The 16,745-nt window shown below is 72.4% G+C and carries 15 protein-coding genes; 7 read left to right on the top strand and 8 right to left on the bottom strand.

All coding sequences use genetic code 11. The annotated features are described in order from the left end of the window. The first annotated feature begins 124 nt into the window (after window positions 1-124). The 3 genes from ACZ68L_RS19295 to ACZ68L_RS19285 all read left to right on the top strand — a co-directional run bounded on the left by ACZ68L_RS19295 (window position 125) and on the right by ACZ68L_RS19285 (window position 3,932). Entirely contained in the window at window positions 125-1,519 is a 1,395-nt protein-coding gene (locus tag ACZ68L_RS19295) for an HtaA domain-containing protein (RefSeq protein WP_469578420.1), read from the top strand. Window positions 1,520-1,565: 46 nt separating this feature from the next. After that, window positions 1,566-3,167 carry an HtaA domain-containing protein gene (locus ACZ68L_RS19290; protein WP_469578418.1) on the top strand — a complete coding sequence of 534 codons (1,602 nt, stop codon included), beginning with the start codon at window positions 1,566-1,568 and terminating at the stop codon, window positions 3,165-3,167. Window positions 3,168-3,245: 78 nt separating this feature from the next. Further along, a complete protein-coding gene (locus ACZ68L_RS19285; RefSeq protein WP_469578415.1) occupies window positions 3,246-3,932 on the top strand; it encodes a PhzF family phenazine biosynthesis protein in 687 nt (228 codons plus the stop codon). A 52-nt stretch (window positions 3,933-3,984) separates the two neighbouring features. On the opposite strand, the gene ACZ68L_RS19280 is transcribed toward ACZ68L_RS19285, so the two are convergent. Then, on the bottom strand, window positions 3,985-4,650 hold the full coding sequence (locus tag ACZ68L_RS19280; RefSeq protein WP_469578412.1) for a biliverdin-producing heme oxygenase: 666 nt from the start codon (window positions 4,648-4,650) through the stop codon (window positions 3,985-3,987). A 267-nt stretch (window positions 4,651-4,917) separates the two neighbouring features. Further along, the gene (gene map, locus ACZ68L_RS19275) at window positions 4,918-5,775 is read right to left on the bottom strand and encodes a type I methionyl aminopeptidase (protein ID WP_469578409.1); all 858 of its coding nucleotides are present in this window, start codon (window positions 5,773-5,775) and stop codon (window positions 4,918-4,920) included. Between the two features lie 58 nt (window positions 5,776-5,833). On the opposite strand from map, the gene ACZ68L_RS19270 reads away from it, so the two are divergent. After that, window positions 5,834-6,064 carry a hypothetical protein gene (locus ACZ68L_RS19270; RefSeq protein WP_469578406.1) on the top strand — a complete coding sequence of 77 codons (231 nt, stop codon included), beginning with the start codon at window positions 5,834-5,836 and terminating at the stop codon, window positions 6,062-6,064. Window positions 6,065-6,133: 69 nt separating this feature from the next. On the opposite strand, the gene ACZ68L_RS19265 is transcribed toward ACZ68L_RS19270, so the two are convergent. Both ACZ68L_RS19265 and ACZ68L_RS19260 read right to left on the bottom strand, forming a co-directional pair. Further along, window positions 6,134-7,435, bottom strand: coding sequence for an MFS transporter (locus tag ACZ68L_RS19265; RefSeq protein ID WP_469578404.1), 1,302 nt, complete (start codon window positions 7,433-7,435; stop codon window positions 6,134-6,136). A gap of 214 nt (window positions 7,436-7,649) precedes the next feature. Further along, entirely contained in the window at window positions 7,650-8,252 is a 603-nt protein-coding gene (locus ACZ68L_RS19260) for a hypothetical protein (RefSeq protein WP_469578401.1), read from the bottom strand. A gap of 140 nt (window positions 8,253-8,392) precedes the next feature. Between ACZ68L_RS19260 and npdG the strand changes: the two genes are divergently transcribed. Both npdG and ACZ68L_RS19250 read left to right on the top strand, forming a co-directional pair. Continuing rightward, window positions 8,393-9,103 (top strand): NADPH-dependent F420 reductase, encoded by a 711-nt coding sequence (gene npdG / locus ACZ68L_RS19255; RefSeq protein ID WP_469578398.1) that lies wholly within the window; start codon window positions 8,393-8,395, stop codon window positions 9,101-9,103. Between the two features lie 92 nt (window positions 9,104-9,195). Further along, on the top strand, window positions 9,196-9,369 hold the full coding sequence (locus ACZ68L_RS19250) for a hypothetical protein (RefSeq protein ID WP_361447569.1): 174 nt from the start codon (window positions 9,196-9,198) through the stop codon (window positions 9,367-9,369). Window positions 9,370-9,376: 7 nt separating this feature from the next. Here the strand turns inward: ACZ68L_RS19250 and ACZ68L_RS19245 are convergent, their stop codons facing one another. Then, complete coding sequence (locus ACZ68L_RS19245) at window positions 9,377-10,174, bottom strand: site-2 protease family protein (protein ID WP_469578394.1); 798 nt, start codon at window positions 10,172-10,174, stop codon at window positions 9,377-9,379. A gap of 205 nt (window positions 10,175-10,379) precedes the next feature. Here ACZ68L_RS19245 and ACZ68L_RS19240 point away from each other — a divergent pair, with 205 nt between their 5' ends. Then, window positions 10,380-13,703, top strand: a complete 3,324-nt coding sequence (locus tag ACZ68L_RS19240; RefSeq protein WP_469578391.1) for a BTAD domain-containing putative transcriptional regulator — start codon at window positions 10,380-10,382, stop codon at window positions 13,701-13,703. A gap of 17 nt (window positions 13,704-13,720) precedes the next feature. On the opposite strand, the gene ACZ68L_RS19235 is transcribed toward ACZ68L_RS19240, so the two are convergent. The 3 genes from ACZ68L_RS19235 to panB all read right to left on the bottom strand — a co-directional run bounded on the left by ACZ68L_RS19235 (window position 13,721) and on the right by panB (window position 16,721). After that, entirely contained in the window at window positions 13,721-14,581 is an 861-nt protein-coding gene (locus ACZ68L_RS19235) for an ABC transporter permease (protein WP_469578388.1), read from the bottom strand. Further along, window positions 14,578-15,600 (bottom strand): ATP-binding cassette domain-containing protein, encoded by a 1,023-nt coding sequence (locus tag ACZ68L_RS19230; RefSeq protein ID WP_469578385.1) that lies wholly within the window; start codon window positions 15,598-15,600, stop codon window positions 14,578-14,580. The genes ACZ68L_RS19235 and ACZ68L_RS19230 overlap by 4 nt, the downstream gene beginning before the upstream one ends. A 233-nt stretch (window positions 15,601-15,833) precedes the next feature. Continuing rightward, window positions 15,834-16,721: a 3-methyl-2-oxobutanoate hydroxymethyltransferase gene (panB, locus tag ACZ68L_RS19225; protein ID WP_469578381.1), complete on the bottom strand. Its 888-nt coding sequence runs from the start codon at window positions 16,719-16,721 to the stop codon at window positions 15,834-15,836. Window positions 16,722-16,745: the final 24 nt, after the last annotated feature.

The following is a 16,745-nucleotide window of genomic DNA, read 5'->3' as shown; positions in this document are numbered from 1 at the left end:
CCTGTCTTTCTGTGGTGAGCGGTTGGGCATGGTTTGCGAGCAATGCGGTGGAAGGGGTACCTCCGGAGGACCCGTATAGCTTAGGTTAGCCTTACCTGACTTTCCAGGCCTCGGAGGGGTCCTCATGCTGTCGTCCAGACCTGCCCGCGCGCTCGCTGTCGCGCTTCTCGCGGTGTTGCCCGGAGCGCTGCTCCCGGCCACCGCCGCGCAAGCGGCGAGCCGCACCGTGCAGGGCGGCAGGCTGGACTGGGGCATCAAGTCCTCCTTCCAGAGCTACGTCACCGGCCCCGTCGCGAACGGCAGTTGGAGCCTGACCGGTGGTGCCGCCACGGTCGGCGGCAGCCAGTTCCGCTTCCATTCCGCCACCGGTTCCTACGACCCGGCGAGCGGCGCCTTCAGCTCCGCCTTCTCGGGCGGGGTCCGATTCCTCGGCCACAAGAAGTCCGCCGGGGGCTACGAGCTGGACCTCACCATCAGCCGCCCCACGGTCCGCATTTCGGGCGGCAGCGGCACCGTCCACGCGGACATGGTCAGCAAGGACCGGGGGAGCGGTCGCGTCACCTCGGCCGCCCAGGTGCCGCTGGCGAGACTCGGTCTGTCCGGGATCGACATGAAGGGCGGTTCCACCCCCATCGCCCTCGACAACATCCCGGCGACGCTGACTTCACAGGGTGCGAAGGCGTTCGCCGGCTACTACACGGCCGGCACACCGCTCGACCCGATCAGCCTCTCCGTGGACACCTCCGCCCCCGCCGGGCAGCCGTCCGCGTCCAAGTCCCCCGAAAGGCCGACGGATTCGAAGAAGACGGAGAAGGCGCACCAGGTGGCGGGACGCTTCGAGGACGCCGCCGTCGACTGGGGCGTGCGCCGGACCTTCCGCGAGTACGTCACGGGCTCCATCGGCAAGGGGAAGTGGACCCTCGCCGAGGGTGCCCAGGACGGCGGGGCGCTCTTCCGCTTCCCGCGCGGCAAGGGCACGTACGACCCGGCGGGGCGGAGCCTGGACGCGGGCTTCGCGGGCAGCGTCCGCTTCACCGGCGCCGATGGGCTCGATCTGAGACTCTCCGCGGTCGCGGTCCGGGTGAAGGCGGGCAAGGGCACGCTCTCGGCCGACGTCCTGAGCGGCGGCGACCGGCGAAGGGCCGTCCCGCTCGTCACCTTCGCCGCGAAGGACTTCACGCCGAAGAACGGGCTCGCCGTCCTCACCGAGGCCCCCGCGACCCTCACCGCCGACGGTGCGCGGGCGTTCGGCTCGCTCTACCGGGCCGGCACCGCGATGGACCCGGTCTCACTGGCCGTCGCCCTCGACACCCGGGCCGAGCTCCCCGCCCTGCCCGACCTGGGCAGCGCGCCCGACCCGTCCGGCCCGCCGGCGGCGAAGACCACGACCACCGCCGCATCGGCGTCCGACGCCGACCCCGGTTCCGGCTCCCGGACCGGGCTGTACCTCGGCATCGGCGGAGCGGGCGTACTCGCGGCGGCTGCCGCGCTGTACCTCGCCCGACGCCGCAATATCTAGACCCCCTCCCACCCCCGCCTTCCATCCCCTGAGGAGACCACCGACCATGGCAGCCACCCGCCGTCCCAGAGCTCTCGCCGCCGCCGTCGCCACGGCAGCCGCCCTCGGCGCGACCGCGTTCACCTTTCCGGCGCTCGCCGCCGACAGCACCGCCTCCGACGGGGCGGCCGCCACGGCGCCGAAGCTGGAACTGAAGGACGGCACGCTGGAATGGGGCGTCAAGGAGTCCTTCCGCACGTACCTCGCCTCGCCGTTCTCCGGCGGGAGGGTCACCGTCGAGGACGGCGCCACCCAGGCACCCGACAACGGCGTGTTCACCTTCGCCGACGGCAAGGGCACCTACGACACGGCCACGCACGGCACCGACACCGCCTTCGGGGGCGGCGTCAACTTCTACGCCCACGGGGGCGTTCTCGACATCACGCTCTCCGACGTGAAGCTCGCCACGACCCGTAACGGCGGCACGATCACCGTCGACGTCACGACCCCGGAGGGCACCCGCGACGACGTGGCGTTCGCCGCCCTCGACCTCTCGGCGGTGAAGCCCGGTCAGGGCGCGGGCGGTGCGATGGTCTTCGAGGACATCCCGGCGACGCTGACGAAGGCGGGCTCCGAGGCATTCAACGGCCAGTACAAGGAGGGCGACGCGCTCGACCCGGCCACGCTCTCGGTGAAGGCGGTCACGGCCCCGACCGAGAAGCCCACGGAGGAGCCGACCACCGAGCCGACCACCGAGCCGACCGGGAAGCCGACGACCGAACCCACCGGGAGGCCCACCACGGAGCCGACCACCGGGCCGACCGGGAAGCCCACCGCGTCCGCGTCCCCGTCCCCCTCCGCCCCGGCCACCGACGAGCCGGCCGCCGACGACCCGGGCGCGATCGTCGACGGCACCCTGGACTGGGGCGTGAAGAAGTCCTTCCGGACCTACGTCACGGGCCCGATCGCCCACGGCAGAATCGAGACGACGGGAGGTGCCACCGCGTCCGGCGACGGCTACCGGTTCCACGACGTCGGCGGACACTTCGACGCCTCGAAGCAGACCCTGAACGCCGGGTTCGACGGCAAGGTCCGCTTCCTGGGCCACGAGGAGAACGGCGCGTACACCCTGGACCTCTCCCTGACCGGCGTGGAGATCCGGGTGAACGGGACGAAGGGCACGCTGATCGCGGACGTCACCACCAAGGACCGCGCGACGAAGAAGGTCTCCACCTACACCGGCCTCGCGGTCGCCGACCTGAAGCTGCCCAAGGGTGAACTCGCCGCGAAGGACGGCGTGGTGACCCTCTCGGCGGTGCCGGCGACCCTCAGCGCCGACGGCACCAAGGCCTTCGGGGGCATGTACCCGGCGGGCGAGCAGCTCGACGCGCTGACCGTCGCGGTCGCCCTCGACAAGGACGCCGAACCCCCCAGCGGTACGGGCGGCACGGGTTCCACCGGCCTGGCGGGAGGCTCCACGACCGCCGATGGCGGCAGCGTGGGCGGCGGCTCGGTCGGTGGTTCGGCGGGCGGTTCGGTCGGCGGCTCGGGTTCCCTCGCCGCCACCGGCTCCGAACTCCCGGCGGGCGCCCTGTTCGCCGCCTCGGGCGTGGTCGTGGCGGCCGGCGCCGGCGCGGTGTTCGCCGCCCGCCGCCGTCGTACCGCCTGACCCGTCCGCGTCCCATGACGGCACCGCCCGGGTGGACCGGCCGAGCGGCCGCCACCCGGGCGGTGCTTGAATGCTGACGTGAGCGACAGCGACTTCGACGTACCCGCGGGCATCGACGTACTGCGCGTGTTCTGCGGCCCCGACGGCCGGCACGGCAACGCCCTCGGTGTGGTGCGCGACGGCAGCGCCTACCCGGACCGGGCGTCCCGGCAGGCGCTGGCAGGCCGGCTCGGCTTCAGCGAGACGGTGTTCGTCGACGACCCCGAGCGCGGACACGTCGACATCTACACCCCGGGTCTCCGCCTCCCGTTCGCCGGGCATCCGCTCGTCGGCACGGCCTGGCTGCTCGACCTGGAGATCCTGGAGCTTCCGGTCGGGGAGGTCTTCGCCCGTCAGGACGGCGAGTTCAGCTGGATCACCGCCCGCCCCGAGTGGGCACCCCCGCGCACGCTGGAGCGGTACGGGTCCGCCGCCGAGGTCGAGGCGCTGACCGGGCCGCCGCCGGGGGAGGGCTGGCTGTACGTATGGGCCTGGGAGGACGAGGCGGCCGGCCGGGTCAGGGCGCGGGCGTTCCCCCGGCGCGACGACAACATCGTGGAGGACGAGGCGACGGGGGCCGCGGCGCTGCTGCTCAGTGCGGAGCTGGGGCGCGCCCTCAACATCACGCAAGGACGCGGCTCCCAGATCCTCACCGCTCCCGCGCCCGACGGCACGGTGGAGGTCGGGGGCCGCGTGACACTCGCCGCCGTCCGCGCCCGACGCTGAACCGGGGTGACCGGCGAACGCCGGTCACCCCGGTTCAGCGTCGGGCACGGCACTACGCGCTGAGCGGGAACACCTCGCCCAGCTCCCGGAACACCGCCGTGTTCAGCGCGAAGGCGCGCTTGCACTCGTCGACGATGCGCTGCTTCTCCAGGTCGTCGACGTTCACCGCGTCCAGCAGCTCGCGGTAACCCCGCTTGAACGAGGCGGGGTTGGAGATCTCCTCGAAGACATAGAACCGGACCCCGTCACCCTTGCGCGCGAAGCCCCAGGCCCTCTCCGCCTTGTCACGGATGATCTGGCCGCCCGAGAGGTCGCCGAGATACCGGGTGTAGTGGTGCGCGACGTAACCGGCGGGCCAGGTCCGGGCGCACTCCTCGACCCGGGCGGCGTACGCGGCCGCGGCGGGCAGCGGCTCCAGCCCCTCGCGCCAGCCGGCACCCCGCAGATGGGCCAGATCGCGCTCCAGCTCGGCGGTGCGCATCAGCTCGGGCCGTATGAACGGACCGGCGACCGGGTCGCTCCGCAATGCCTGGGCGCCCTCCTCCAGCGCCCGGTACACGAACCACAGCTGCTCGGTGTAGCGCGTGTACGCGTCCACTCCGAGCCGCCCGCCGAGCAGGTCGCTCATGAAGGTCGAGGTCTCCGCCTCGGTGTGCTGCTCGTGCGAGGCGGTGCGGATGAGCGTCGAGAAGGGCGTGGGGGCGGCGGTCGTGTCCAAGGCGGGCCTCCAGGGGCCGGGAGGGGGACGGGAAGTCCGGAAAGAGACAGAAGCATCGGCAGCGACCGCGTAGGGCGGTGGCTGTCGACATCCCCGATCCTCCTATTTAGGCTTACCTAAGTCAACAGCTTCCCGACAGTCTGTCGGTAAAAACGATACGCCTGGTTCCGCCGCCGCGCGGGAGTTCGCGCGGACAGCGGGAACGCCGGGAACATGCGAAAGCGGCCGCCCGGGGGCGACCGCTTCGGGAAAGAACTGTCCGCGTGGTTACGGGAGCGTCAGGATCTCGGCGCCCGACTCCGTGACCACCAGCGTGTGCTCGAACTGGGCCGTACGCCTGCGGTCCTTCGTCACCACGGTCCAGCCGTCGTCCCACATGTCGTAGTCATGGCTGCCCAGCGTCAGCATCGGCTCGATGGTGAACGTCATGCCGGGCCGCATCACGGTGGTCGCGTGCGGGCTGTCGTAGTGCGGGATGATCAGACCGGAGTGGAACGAGGAATTGATCCCGTGCCCGGTGAAGTCCCGCACCACCCCGTATCCGAAGCGCTTCGCGTACGACTCGATGACCCGCCCGATCACATTGACCTGGCGCCCCGGCCGGACCGCCTTGACGGCCCGGTTCAGCGCCTCCTCGGTGCGCTCCACGAGCAGCCGGGACTCCTCGTCCACGTCGCCGCAGAGGTACGTGGCGTTGTTGTCGCCGTGCACCCCGTTGATGTAGGCCGTGACGTCGAGGTTCACGATGTCGCCGTCGCGCAGCACCGTGGAGTCCGGGATGCCGTGACAGATCACCTCGTTGAGCGAGGTGCAGAGCGACTTGGGGAATCCCCGGTAGCCGAGCGTCGACGGGTATGCGCCGTGGTCGCACATGAACTCATGGGCGACCCGGTCGAGTTCGTCCGTCGTGACGCCCGGGGCGATGTGCTTCGCGGCCTCCGCCATCGCCTGCGCGGCGATCCGCCCCGCGACGCGCATGCGCTCGACGGTGTCGGCGTCCTGGACCTCCGGACCGGTGTACGGGGTGGGGCCCGGCTTGCCCACGTATTCGGGGCGCCGGATGTTTCCGGGTACGGAACGGATGGGAGTGATCTCCCCGGGTACGAGCAGCGACTGGCCAGACATGTCAGCGAGTCTAACCAGCGCGCTTGGGGCAGCATGGCCCCGAGGGAAGGAGCCGATGATGGCCCTGTTCAAGAAGCGCACGGCCGGCAAGCCGGGCGAGTGGTACTACTGCCTGCAGCATCAGAAGGTCGAGGAGGGCCCCGAGTGCCCGGCCAAGGACCGTTTCGGGCCGTACGCCACCCCTGAGGAGGCGCGCCACGCGATGGAGACGGCGCAGGAGCGGAATCTGGAGTGGGAGACGGACCCCAAGTGGCACGACCGGGGCACACCGCCTGATTCGGAGGCCTGACCGGGGCCGGGACCCGGACACCGGGGCGCTGGGACCGGGAGCCCGGGGCGCGCCCCCGGTCCCCGTTCCTCAGACGCCGGACGCGTTCGACTCCCTGGCCGCGCGCCTGCGCACCGCGTCCTGGTCCGTCTCGGAGTCGTACGTCAGCAGCTTCGGCAGCGTCGCGGTCAGCAGCGCGACCGAGGCGACGCATGCCACGCCCCCGCTCCAGATCGCGGAGCGGGTCCCTGTCCACCCCGCCATCGCACCGGCCCGCACCTGGCCCAGTTGCGGGCCGACGCTGTACGAGAGCACCTCGATGCCCGCCAGCCGGCCCCGCAGCTCCTCCGGGATGGTCTGGTTCCAGATCGTGGAACGGCCGAGACCGCTGAGCATGTCGCCCGCGCCCGCCACCGCCAGACAGAGCAGCACCAGCCATACGTCGCTGAACCACCCGGCCGCCGCGATCGCCAGCCCCCAGGCCGCCGCCCCGAACACCACGAAGAGCCCGTGCCGCCGTACCCGCGACGTCCAGCCGCTGGTCAGGCCCAGGACCAGGGAACCGACCGACCCCGCCGCATACATCAGGCCCAGCGACCACTCGGCGTCCAGCTCGTCGGCGAGGAACGGGAAGATCGTGTTCGGGAAGGCGAAGAACATCGCCGCCAGATCGACCGCGTACGTCCCCAGCAGCACCGGCCGGCTCCAGGCGTACCTCGCCCCTTCCGCTATGCCGCGCAGCGAGGGCTTCGCGCTGTCCGGGGAGGGCGGCGCGGGTGCCAGCCGCAGGCACAGCAGCACGGAGACGGTGAACGTGGCCACCGTGACCGTGTAGGCCGTGGCGTGTCCGGCATAGGCCACCACCAGTCCGGCCACCGCGGGACCGGTGATCGCGCCGAACTGCCAGCGCAGCGAGTTCAGCGCGGCGGCAGCGGTCAGCTGGTCGTGCGGAACGATCCGGGCCATCAGGGAGTCCAGCGCGGGCCGCTGGAGCCCGGCGAGCGCGGAGACCCCGCCCGCGACCAGATAGAGCGGCCAGAGCAGGGGGTCGGGCAGCGCGGCGTTCACCAGGAGTACGAGGGCGAGCAGCCCCAGACCCGCCTCGGTGCCCAGGATCACCTTGCGGCGGTCCACGGCGTCCGCGAGCGCCCCTCCGTACAGACCGAAGACGACCAGCGGCACCAGCTCGACCGCGCCCATCGCGCCGACGGCCAGCGGCGAACCCGTCAGCTCCTTGATCTGGAGCGGCAGCGCGATCAAGGCCATGAAGCTGCCGAAGTAGGTCACCAGGCCCTGGATCCACAGCAGCCGGAAGTCGGCCGAGGAGCGCAGTGGCGAGAGGTCGGGCAGCAGTGCGCGCAGCCGGGCGGCCGGGGAGGGAGCTGAGGTCACGAGAGGCCATGCTCCGGCGCCGCCGGTGCGCGCTGCAACAGATTTTCGCGGCGGCTGTGGAGCCCGGGGGCAGGGGGGTGCGCGGCGGTCGGGGTGCGGGGCGGTCGGGGTGCCCGGCCACCCGGCGGATCACGCTGTCGGTCCTGCACGGCGGCCGGTGCGCGGCTTCGGTCCGGCCCGGCCGCCCGGCGGATCACGCCGCCGGGGCCAGCGCTCACCACCGGGCCGGTGGCGGCGCCGTCAGCTGGTCGGCGAGCCGGGACAGCCGGTCCCGGAAGCGGCGGCGGCCGCGCGGCGCGGGGGCGCTGTTCTCCCCGGCGGCCGCGCTCACCAGGTGCTGCACGGTGTCCAGGTCGACATCGTCGGTGGCGGTCACCGCGAGCGTCTCGTGGGCGAGCCCCCGTACCTCGGGGTCGCCGCCGTCCAGCGAGAGGACCGTCGCCCCGGCCCGACGGGCGTCGTGCACCCGCTCCAGCAGCCCGGCGCCGGGCCGCTCCGGGGCCACCAGCAGCAGCGTCTCGCCCCGCCCGGCCGCCTCGATCCGGGCCAGACCGAAGGCCAGATGCGCCGGATCACCCGGATCCACCCGATGGCGCACCAGGGTGGGGGCCAGCTCCGGCAGCCCGGACCAGGCGGACTCGTCGACCAGATGGGCCGCCAGATGCCACGGCTCGTACGCCGCCGTGCCCACCAGCAGCAGACCGCCGCCGTGCGGGACGACGGAGGACCTGAGCGACCCGGCGAACCGCCGGGTCGCCGCGGGCCACTCCGTCCCGGCGAGCACTTCGCGCAGCAGGGCGACACGTACGGCATCCATGGCCCGGCATCATGCCCCAGGGCCCGGCCCCGCTATCGGTGAACGACGACGGAACCGTCCGAACGGGTCCGGCGCTGCGGGCCGGACCGCTGGTGGGACGACGGAGCGTTCCTTCGCATCGCGGCAGTAGTGTCGCAGCCATGACTACGAATGACAGTGGCAGCGCACCCAAGCCCCCCGCCAAGGACCCGTGGGACCTCCCCGACGTGTCCGGGCTGACCGTCGGCGTACTCGGCGGCACCGGACCGCAGGGCCGCGGGCTCGCCTACCGCTTCGCCCGCGCCGGGCAGAAGGTGATCATCGGCTCCCGCGCCGCCGACCGCGCGCGGACCGCCGCCGACGAGCTCGGCCACGGCGTCGAGGGCGCGGACAACGCCGAATGCGCGCGCCGCAGCGATGTCGTGATCGTCGCCGTGCCGTGGGACGGCCATGCCAAGACCCTGGAGTCGCTGCGCGAGGAGCTCGCGGGCAAGCTCGTCATCGACTGCGTCAACCCGTTGGGCTTCGACAAGAAGGGCGCCTACGCCCTGAAGCCCGAGGAGGGCAGCGCCGCCGAGCAGGCCGCCGCCCTGCTGCCGGAGTCCCGGGTCACCGCGGCCTTCCACCATCTCTCGGCGGTGCTGCTGCAGGACGAGGCCGTCGAGGAGATCGACACCGATGTGCTGGTGCTCGGCGAGGCCCGCGCCGACACCGACCTCGTGCAGGCGCTGGCGGGCCGGATCCCCGGCATGCGCGGCATCTTCGCCGGGCGGCTGCGCAATGCCCACCAGGTCGAGTCGCTGGTCGCCAACCTGATCTCGGTCAACCGCCGCTACAAGGCGCACGCCGGGCTGCGTACCACCGACGTCTGAGCGCGTTCCCGCCCCACCCTGCGGCGAGCGGAAAGGGGCATGGGGGACACTGGACGGGACCGTGCACCACCCCCGGTAAGGAGCCGCCCCCCATGCCCCGCCTCGCTCTCTACGCCATCGCCGTCTGCGTCCTGGCCGTCGTCGCGGCCGTGATCTCGTTCGTCCAGGGCAGCTGGCTCGGGATCGTCTGGGTGCTGCTGGCCGGCCTCTCGTCCAACATGGCGTGGTTCTACCTCCGTCGGCAGCGCGCACAGGCCGCCGGCTGAGCGGCGGTCAGCGGTTGACCGCGCAGACCGGATCGGCCGCCTGCCAGAAGCGGTAGGTGTCGAATCCGCAGTACGTCGTGAACTCGCTGATGCCCAGTGTGCGCAGCAGCGCGTGGATCGCGTCGAAGAACGCGTGATTGATCTCCGGGATCCACAGCACGCCGAAGACCGCGATCAGCCCGAACGGGGCGAACGGCTCGACCTGCCGGCGGATCCGGTACGAGAGCCAGGGCTCGATCACGCCGTAGCCGTCCAGCCCCGGCACCGGGACGAAGTTGAGGATCGCCGCGGTGACCTGGAGCAGCGCCAGGAATCCCAGCGCGTACTGGAAGCCGACCGGCACGCCGTCCAGCGCGTGCAGCCAGAACGGCGCGGTGCACAGAAACGCGAACAGCACGTTCGTCAGCGGGCCCGCCGCCGAGATCAGGCTGTGCTTCCAGCGCCCGCTGATCCGGCCCCGCTCGATGAAGACCGCACCGCCGGGCAGACCGATACCGCCCATGATCACGAAGAGCACCGGAAGCACGATGCTGAGCAGCGCATGGGTGTACTTCAGCGGATTCAGGGTCAGATAGCCCTTCGCCCCGATGGAGATGTCCCCGCTGTGCAGCGCGGTACGGGCATGCGCGTACTCGTGCAGGCAGAGCGACACCACCCAGGCCGCCGTCACGAAGAGGAAGAAGGCGATTCCGGGCTGTTTCGCGAAATCCGTCCACACCGCCCAGGCCGACACCGCCATCACGGCGACGATCCCGAGGAAGACCGGGCTGATCCGCCGGTCGCTGCGGGCGCTTGCGGTGGTCATCGGCGAACTCCAGGTGGCTGGCCGGAAGGGGGACGGGGCGGCGGGCGGCGAGAGCGACCGTACAGCCGACACGTCACAAACGTCTCGCGTCGGGGCGGTGGTTCCGTGAAGGGTGGGGGCATGACGAGCGATTCCGGCACACGGCGAACACGGGTACGGCCGAACGTGCGTCCCTTTCCCGGTCTCGGTCACGGAGAATAGGCGCGTGCGTTACTGCATCCTCGGGACCACCCTGGCACTCCGCGACGACGGCACGGCCGTCGCCCTCGGCGGTGCACGGCTGCGCGCCCTCCTCACCGTCCTCGCGCTGCGCCCCGGCCGCACCGTCCCGGCCGCCGTCCTCATCGACGAGGTGTGGGACGGCGACCCGCCGGCCGACGCGGTGGGTGCCCTGCAGGCGCTCGTCGGCCGGCTCCGGCGGGCGCTCGGCCATACGGCGGTCGCCTCGGCGGAGAGCGGCTACCGGCTCGCCGTGGAGCCGGAAGCGGTCGACCTGTACCGCTTCGAGCGGCTCGCGGCGGAGGGGACGCGGGCGCTGGAGGAGGGCGACGCGGCGAAGGCCCAGGCCGTGCTCGACGACGCGCTCGCCCTGTGGCGGGGGCCGGTCCTGGCCGATCTCCCCGACCGCGGCGCCGTCGCGGCCCGCTGGGCTGCCCGGCGCCTGGACGCCCGGCGCACCGGACTCGCCGCCGCCCTCGCGCTCGGCCGCGCGGACGAGGTCCTGCCCGAACTGCTCGCCCTCTGCGCCGAACACCCGATCGACGAACCCCTCCAGGCACTGCGACTGCGCGCCCTGCGCGACGCCGGGCGCCCGGCGCAGGCGCTGGCCGCGTACGACGAGGTGCGCACCGTGCTCGCCGACCGTCTCGGTACCGATCCCGGTCCCGAACTGCAGTTCCTGTACGCCGAGTTGCTCCATCGGGCCCCGGCTCGGCCGGTCGCGGCGGCCGATCCGGCCCCCACCGCCCGTACCCGGGCCCCCGCCGCCCCGCGGGGAAACCTCCGGGCCAGGCTCACCAGCTTCGTCGGGCGCGAGGATGACATCGACGCCCTGCGCGAGGACCTCTCGCACGCCCGGCTGGTCACCCTCCTGGGTCCCGGCGGGGCGGGCAAGACCCGGCTCTCCCAGGAGGCCGCCGAATCCGTCGCCCCCGCCTGGCCGGACGGCGTCTGGCTGGCCGAACTCGCCCCCGTCGACGACCCCGAGGCGGTGCCGCAGGCCGTGCTGACCGCGCTCGGCGCCCGCGAGACCGTGCTGCGCGGGGCCGGCGCCGAGGAACTGAGGGTCGCCGAGGGCAACGCCGGCGACCCCCTCGTGCGCCTCACCGAGCACTGCTCACGGCGCCGGATGCTCCTCCTCCTGGACAACTGCGAGCACGTCGTCGGGGCCGTCGCCACCCTCGCCGACCATCTCCTCGTCCACTGTCCGGAACTCACCGTGCTGGCCACCAGCCGCGAACCGCTCGGGGTGCCCGGCGAGTTCGTCCGGCCCGTCGACCCGCTGCCCGACCCGATGGCGCTCCGGCTGTTCACCGACCGCGGCGCCGCCGCGCGGCCCGGCTTCCGGGCCGACGCGGACGAGGGGACCGCCGCGGCCGCCGCCGAGATCTGCCGCCGCCTCGACGGGCTGCCGCTCGCCATCGAACTCGCCGCCGCCCGGCTGCGGATGCTCACCCCGCGCCAGATCGCCGACCGGCTCGACGACCGGTTCCGTCTGCTCACCAGCGGCGCCCGTACCGTCCTGCCCCGCCAGCAGACGCTGCGTGCCGTCGTCGACTGGTCCTGGGACCTGCTCGACGACTCCGAACGGGCCGTGCTGCGCCGTCTGTCGGTCTTCGCGGGCGGCTGCACCCTGGCCGCCGCCGAGGCCGTCTGCACGGACGGCCCGCGGGGTGTGCCCGAGGTCGCCGGGCTGCTCGGCTCGCTCGTCGACAAGTCCCTCGTCGTCGCCGCGCCCGCCGACGACGGCGCGATGCGCTACCGGCTGCTGGAGACCGTGGGCGAGTACGCCACCGAACGGCTCGACGAGGCGGCGGAGCGGGACGCCGTGGAGCGGCGCCACCTGGTGTACTTCCGGGAACTGGCCCGGACCACCGACCCCGAGCTCCGCGGCGCCGGGCAGCGGGCCGCCATCGACCTCCTCCAGCGCGAGTACGAGAACCTCCGCACCGCCCTGCGCCGGGCCGTCGCCGCCCGCGACGAGCAGGAGGCGCTCTGCATGGTGCTGTCGCTGTGCTGGTACTGGCAGATGCGCGATCTGCGCACCGACGCCCTGCACTGGGCCGACACGGCCGCCGGGCTGGGCCCCGACCCGTTCGCCGAGCCCGCCGAACCCGCGCCCTCCCTCCACGAGCGCTGCATCGACGCGCCGCCGCCCATGTCGCCCGAACTGCTCCAGGAAGCACGGCGCCAGGTGGCCCTGGTCCAACTGGTCAGCATGGACCACTCCCAGGACGTGTGGGCCGACGAGAAGGGCATGGCCCGGCTGCGCGTCATCGCGGACACCTACCGCGCGGGCCAGCCGCAGACCTGCCGCACTCCGGCGTCGCTCTGGTTCTTCGCGGTCATGCTGACCGGCGCGGTCGACGACCTGCGCGAGCTGCTGGACGAAACGGTCCGCGCCAGCCGGGAGTTCGGCTACGCGTGGGAACTGGCCGGCGCGCTCCAGATGCGCGCCAACGTGCTGGCCAACCGGTCCGAATGGGCGGGGGACGCGCGCCGTGACGCGGACGAGAGCCTGGAGATCTTCGTCCGGCTCGGCGACGACTGGGGCGCCGCCGAGGCGCTCTCCGCCCGGGGCGAGGCCAACGAGAAACGGGGCGAGTACGCGCGCGCGGCCGAGGACTTCGGGGCCGCCATCGGCTACGCGCGGAAGCTAGGCGCCGAGTCCCAGGTGTCGGTCCTGCGGTCCCGGTACGCGTCCGCGCTCACCGAACTCGGCCGCGGCGACGAGGGCGAGGCGATCCTGCGGGAGGTGGTCGCGGAGGGAAGTACGGGTCACGAGGCGATGCCCGCCGCCCGGCTCTACCTCGCCATGTGGCTCGGACGGACCGGACGCACCGGCGAGGCCCGGGAGCAACTGGACACGGTGCTTCAGGAGTTCCGATCCGAGACGCTGGCCATCTTCGAGGGCTTCATGCTGGGCGGGCTGGCCTGGCTGGACAACCAGGACGGCCGGTACGCCGAGGCCCTGCCCAAGGGGCTGAAGGCGCTGGCCCGGTCCCACGACCGGCTGTCCCAGATGGTGGCGCCCCATATGTCCGTCATCCATCTCGTCGGCCTCGCACGGTCGTTGGCCGGCATCGGCGGCGAGCGCCGGGCCGCGACCGCGGCACGGCTGCTGGGGGCCGGCCGCGGACTGCTGCCCCGGGGCCACGCATCGGCGTCGATGGAGCGGCACGACTGGGCCGAGGCGGAGGGACTGGCCGTCGCCGTCCTCGGCCGGGCCGCCTACGAGAGCGCGTACGCCGAGGGCGGCGGCCTCTCCCTGGAGGAGGCCACCGCCCTCGTCGAGGCGTACCGGGACTGAACCGTCACCGGTGCGCGTCAGCTCCGCTTGCGGAACTTGGCGACTGCGAGCGGAGCCGTCACCGCGGTGATCGCCACCGCCCAGCCGAGCGTCAGCCACACCGAGTGGGCGACCGGCCCGCCGATCATCAGCCCGCGCGCCGCGTCCGCCAGGTTGGACAGCGGGTTGTAGTCGGTGAATGCCTGGAGCCAGCCGGGCATCGTGGCGGTCGGGGCGAAGATCGAAGAGCCGAACTGCAGCGGAATGAGCACCAGCATCCCCAGTCCCTGAACCGCCTGGGGTGTCTTCAGGGACAGCCCGAGCAGGATGAAGATCCACATGATCGCGGCGCCGAAGGCCGCCGACAGGCCGACCGCCGCGAGCAGGCCGAGCACCGAGGTCTTCAGCTCCATGCCGAGCAGGAAGCCCATGCCCAGCAGGATCGCCGTGGCGACCATCATCCGGCCCAGCTCGACCGCGATCTTCGCGATGAGGACCGAGGAGCGGGCGATCGGCATCGTCCGGAACCGGTCCATGACCCCCTTGTGGAAGTCCTCGTTGACACCGGTCCCGACCGCGGTGGCGATGTTCATGCCCATCATCGCCATCAGGCCGGGGACCACGTAGTTGATGTACGTCTGCCGGTCTCCGCCCATGCTCGTGCCGATGGACCCGCCGAAGACGTACACGAACAGCAGGGTGAAGATGATGGGCATCAGCAGCACATCGAACATCGACTCCGGATCCTTCTTGATCTGGAGCAGATTGCGCCGCATCAGCGCCCCGATGTGCCGCAGGTTGCCGCGCAGCCCGATCCGGCCCTCACCGGCGGGCGCCGGCGGCCGGCCGGCAGCGGCGGCGGTATCGGCGGGGGCAGGCTTCTGGATCGTCGTGCTCATGCCGCGACCTCCGTCGGGATCGTGTCGGTGGCGGAAGCGCTCTTCTCGCCGGTGATGGCCAGGAAGACCTCGTCCAGGCTGGGCAGCGCGGTGGCGACATGGGCCAGTGAGAAGCCCCGGGTGCCGAGCAGGCCGATGACGGCGGTCAGCTGCTCGTCGCTGAGGATCGGTACGTACAGCAGCCCTTCGTCCGGGACGGCCTGCGCGCCCGCGACCCCGTCGAGGCCGGCCTCCCTGAGCGCCTGCGCCATCGAGGGCAGCTGCGCCGGGTCCGAGGGCCGGATCTGCAGGGTGCGGCCGCCGACCTTCGCCTTGAGCTCGTCGACCCTGCCGTTGGCGATGATCCGGCCCTTGTCGATGACGGTGAGCTCGTTCGCGAGCTGCTCGGCCTCTTCCATGTACTGGGTGGTGAGCAGGACGGTCGCCCCCTCCGCGACCATCCGCTGCACCTCGTCCCAGACCTCGTTGCGGGTCCGGGGGTCGAGCCCCGTCGTCGGCTCGTCCAGGTAGAGGACGGCCGGGCTGCCGATCATCGAGGCGGCCAGGTCCAGCCGGCGCCGCATGCCGCCGGAGTAGTCCATCGCGGCGCGCTTGGCGGCGTCGGTGAGCGAGAACCGCTCCAGCAGCTCGTCGGCGCGGGCGCGGGCGGTCTTGCGCGGCAGATCGAGCAGCCGCCCGATCATGTAGAGGTTCTCCCAGCCGGAGAGCTTCTCGTCGACCGAGGCGTACTGCCCGGTCAGGCCGATGGTGCGGCGCAGCTGCCGGGGCTGCTTCACCACGTCGTAGCCCGCCACGACGGCGTGCCCGGCGTCGGGGACGATCAGGGTGGACAGGCAGCGTACGAGCGTGGTCTTGCCGGCTCCGTTGGGGCCGAGCACACCGAGCACGGTGCCCTCGCGGACATCGAGGTCCACGCCGTCCAGAGCCTTGGTCGAGCCGTAGTGCTTGACCAGTCCCCGGACCTCGACGGCGTTCGGGCCGCTCCTGGGGTTCTTGTCGATTCGCGTCATGCCCACCATGGGACCAGGTGCCACCGACAGTCCGCCGACAACGGGCCGACAGCCCGCCGATGGGGGATGTCGGCGGGCTGTCGGTGGTGCGGGCAGTGGTCCGAATCCGGGCCCGTCCCGCTGAACGGGCGGACCCGGGGGAACTAGGGCCTTCGTCCGGATCGCGCCGGATCCGGACGAAGAACCCCAGGGCCTTTCGTCCGGATCACGCCGGGCTCGCGGCCTGGTCCGAACGGGAGAACCTAGTGGAAGGTGTGCTCCGCGGCCGGGAACGCGCCGCCCACGACCTCTTCCGCGAACTCCTTCGCGGCGTCGCCCAGCACCTGGCGGAGGTTCGCGTACTGCTTGGTGAAGCGCGGCACCTTGCCGCCGGTCAGCCCGACCATGTCGGTGTAGACCAGCACCTGGGCGTCCGTGTCGGGACCGGCGCCGATGCCGACGGTCGGGATGTGCAGGGTGCGGGTGACCTCGGCGGCCAGCTCGGCCGGAACGAGCTCCAGGACGATGGCGAACGCGCCCGCGTCCTGCACGGCCTTGGCGTCGCGCAGCAGCTGCTGGGCGGCCTCCTCGCCGCGGCCCTGCACCCGGTAGCCCATCGCGTTGACGGACTGCGGGGTCAGACCGATGTGGGCCATGACCGGGATACCGGCGTCGACCAGCAGCCGGATCTGCTCGTGGCTGCGCTCGCCGCCCTCCAGCTTGACCGCGCCGACACCGGACTCCTTGATCAGCCGGGTGGCGTTGCGCAGGGCCTGGACCGGCCCCTCCTGGTAGGCCCCGAAGGGCAGGTCGGCGACGATCAGGGCGCGCTTGGTGCCCCGTACGACAGCGGCGGAGAGGATCGCGATCTCGTCCATCGTGACGGGCACGGTGGTCTCGTAACCGAGGTGGCAGTTCCCCATGGAGTCACCGACCAGCATGACCGGGATACCGGCCTCGTCGAAGACGGACGCGGTCATCGCGTCGTAGGCGGTGAGCATGGGCCACTTCTCGCCGCGCTCGGTGGCGGCGGCGATGTCATGGATGGAGATACGGCGGGTGCTCTTGCCTCCGTACAGCGCCTTGCTGCTGTCGGTGGTGGCTCCCGCGGGGGTGGCGGCGGACTTGTTCTGCGCAGCCTGAAGCGACATTGCCAACGGCTCCTTCGTCATCTC

It is taken from the genome of Streptomyces sp. NPDC104309 (genome assembly GCF_055584025.1).
This window is presented reverse-complemented; position numbering and strand designations above follow the sequence as displayed.

Bases quoted from the DNA above. Each gene is read 5' to 3' on its own strand.
- ACZ68L_RS19290 (WP_469578418.1), top strand. From the start codon at position 1,566: ATGGCAGCCACCCGCCGTCCCAGAGCTCTCGCCGCCGCCGTCGCCACG.
- ACZ68L_RS19230 (WP_469578385.1), bottom strand. From the start codon at position 15,600: ATGGTGGGCATGACGCGAATCGACAAGAACCCCAGGAGCGGCCCGAAC.
- ACZ68L_RS19270 (WP_469578406.1), top strand. From the start codon at position 5,834: ATGGCCCTGTTCAAGAAGCGCACGGCCGGCAAGCCGGGCGAGTGGTAC.
- panB (WP_469578381.1), bottom strand. From the start codon at position 16,721: ATGTCGCTTCAGGCTGCGCAGAACAAGTCCGCCGCCACCCCCGCGGGA.
- npdG (WP_469578398.1), top strand. From the start codon at position 8,393: ATGACTACGAATGACAGTGGCAGCGCACCCAAGCCCCCCGCCAAGGAC.
- ACZ68L_RS19260 (WP_469578401.1), bottom strand. From the start codon at position 8,252: ATGGATGCCGTACGTGTCGCCCTGCTGCGCGAAGTGCTCGCCGGGACG.
- ACZ68L_RS19295 (WP_469578420.1), top strand. From the start codon at position 125: ATGCTGTCGTCCAGACCTGCCCGCGCGCTCGCTGTCGCGCTTCTCGCG.
- ACZ68L_RS19235 (WP_469578388.1), bottom strand. From the start codon at position 14,581: ATGAGCACGACGATCCAGAAGCCTGCCCCCGCCGATACCGCCGCCGCT.
- ACZ68L_RS19245 (WP_469578394.1), bottom strand. From the start codon at position 10,174: ATGACCACCGCAAGCGCCCGCAGCGACCGGCGGATCAGCCCGGTCTTC.
- ACZ68L_RS19250 (WP_361447569.1), top strand. From the start codon at position 9,196: ATGCCCCGCCTCGCTCTCTACGCCATCGCCGTCTGCGTCCTGGCCGTC.
- map (WP_469578409.1), bottom strand. From the start codon at position 5,775: ATGTCTGGCCAGTCGCTGCTCGTACCCGGGGAGATCACTCCCATCCGT.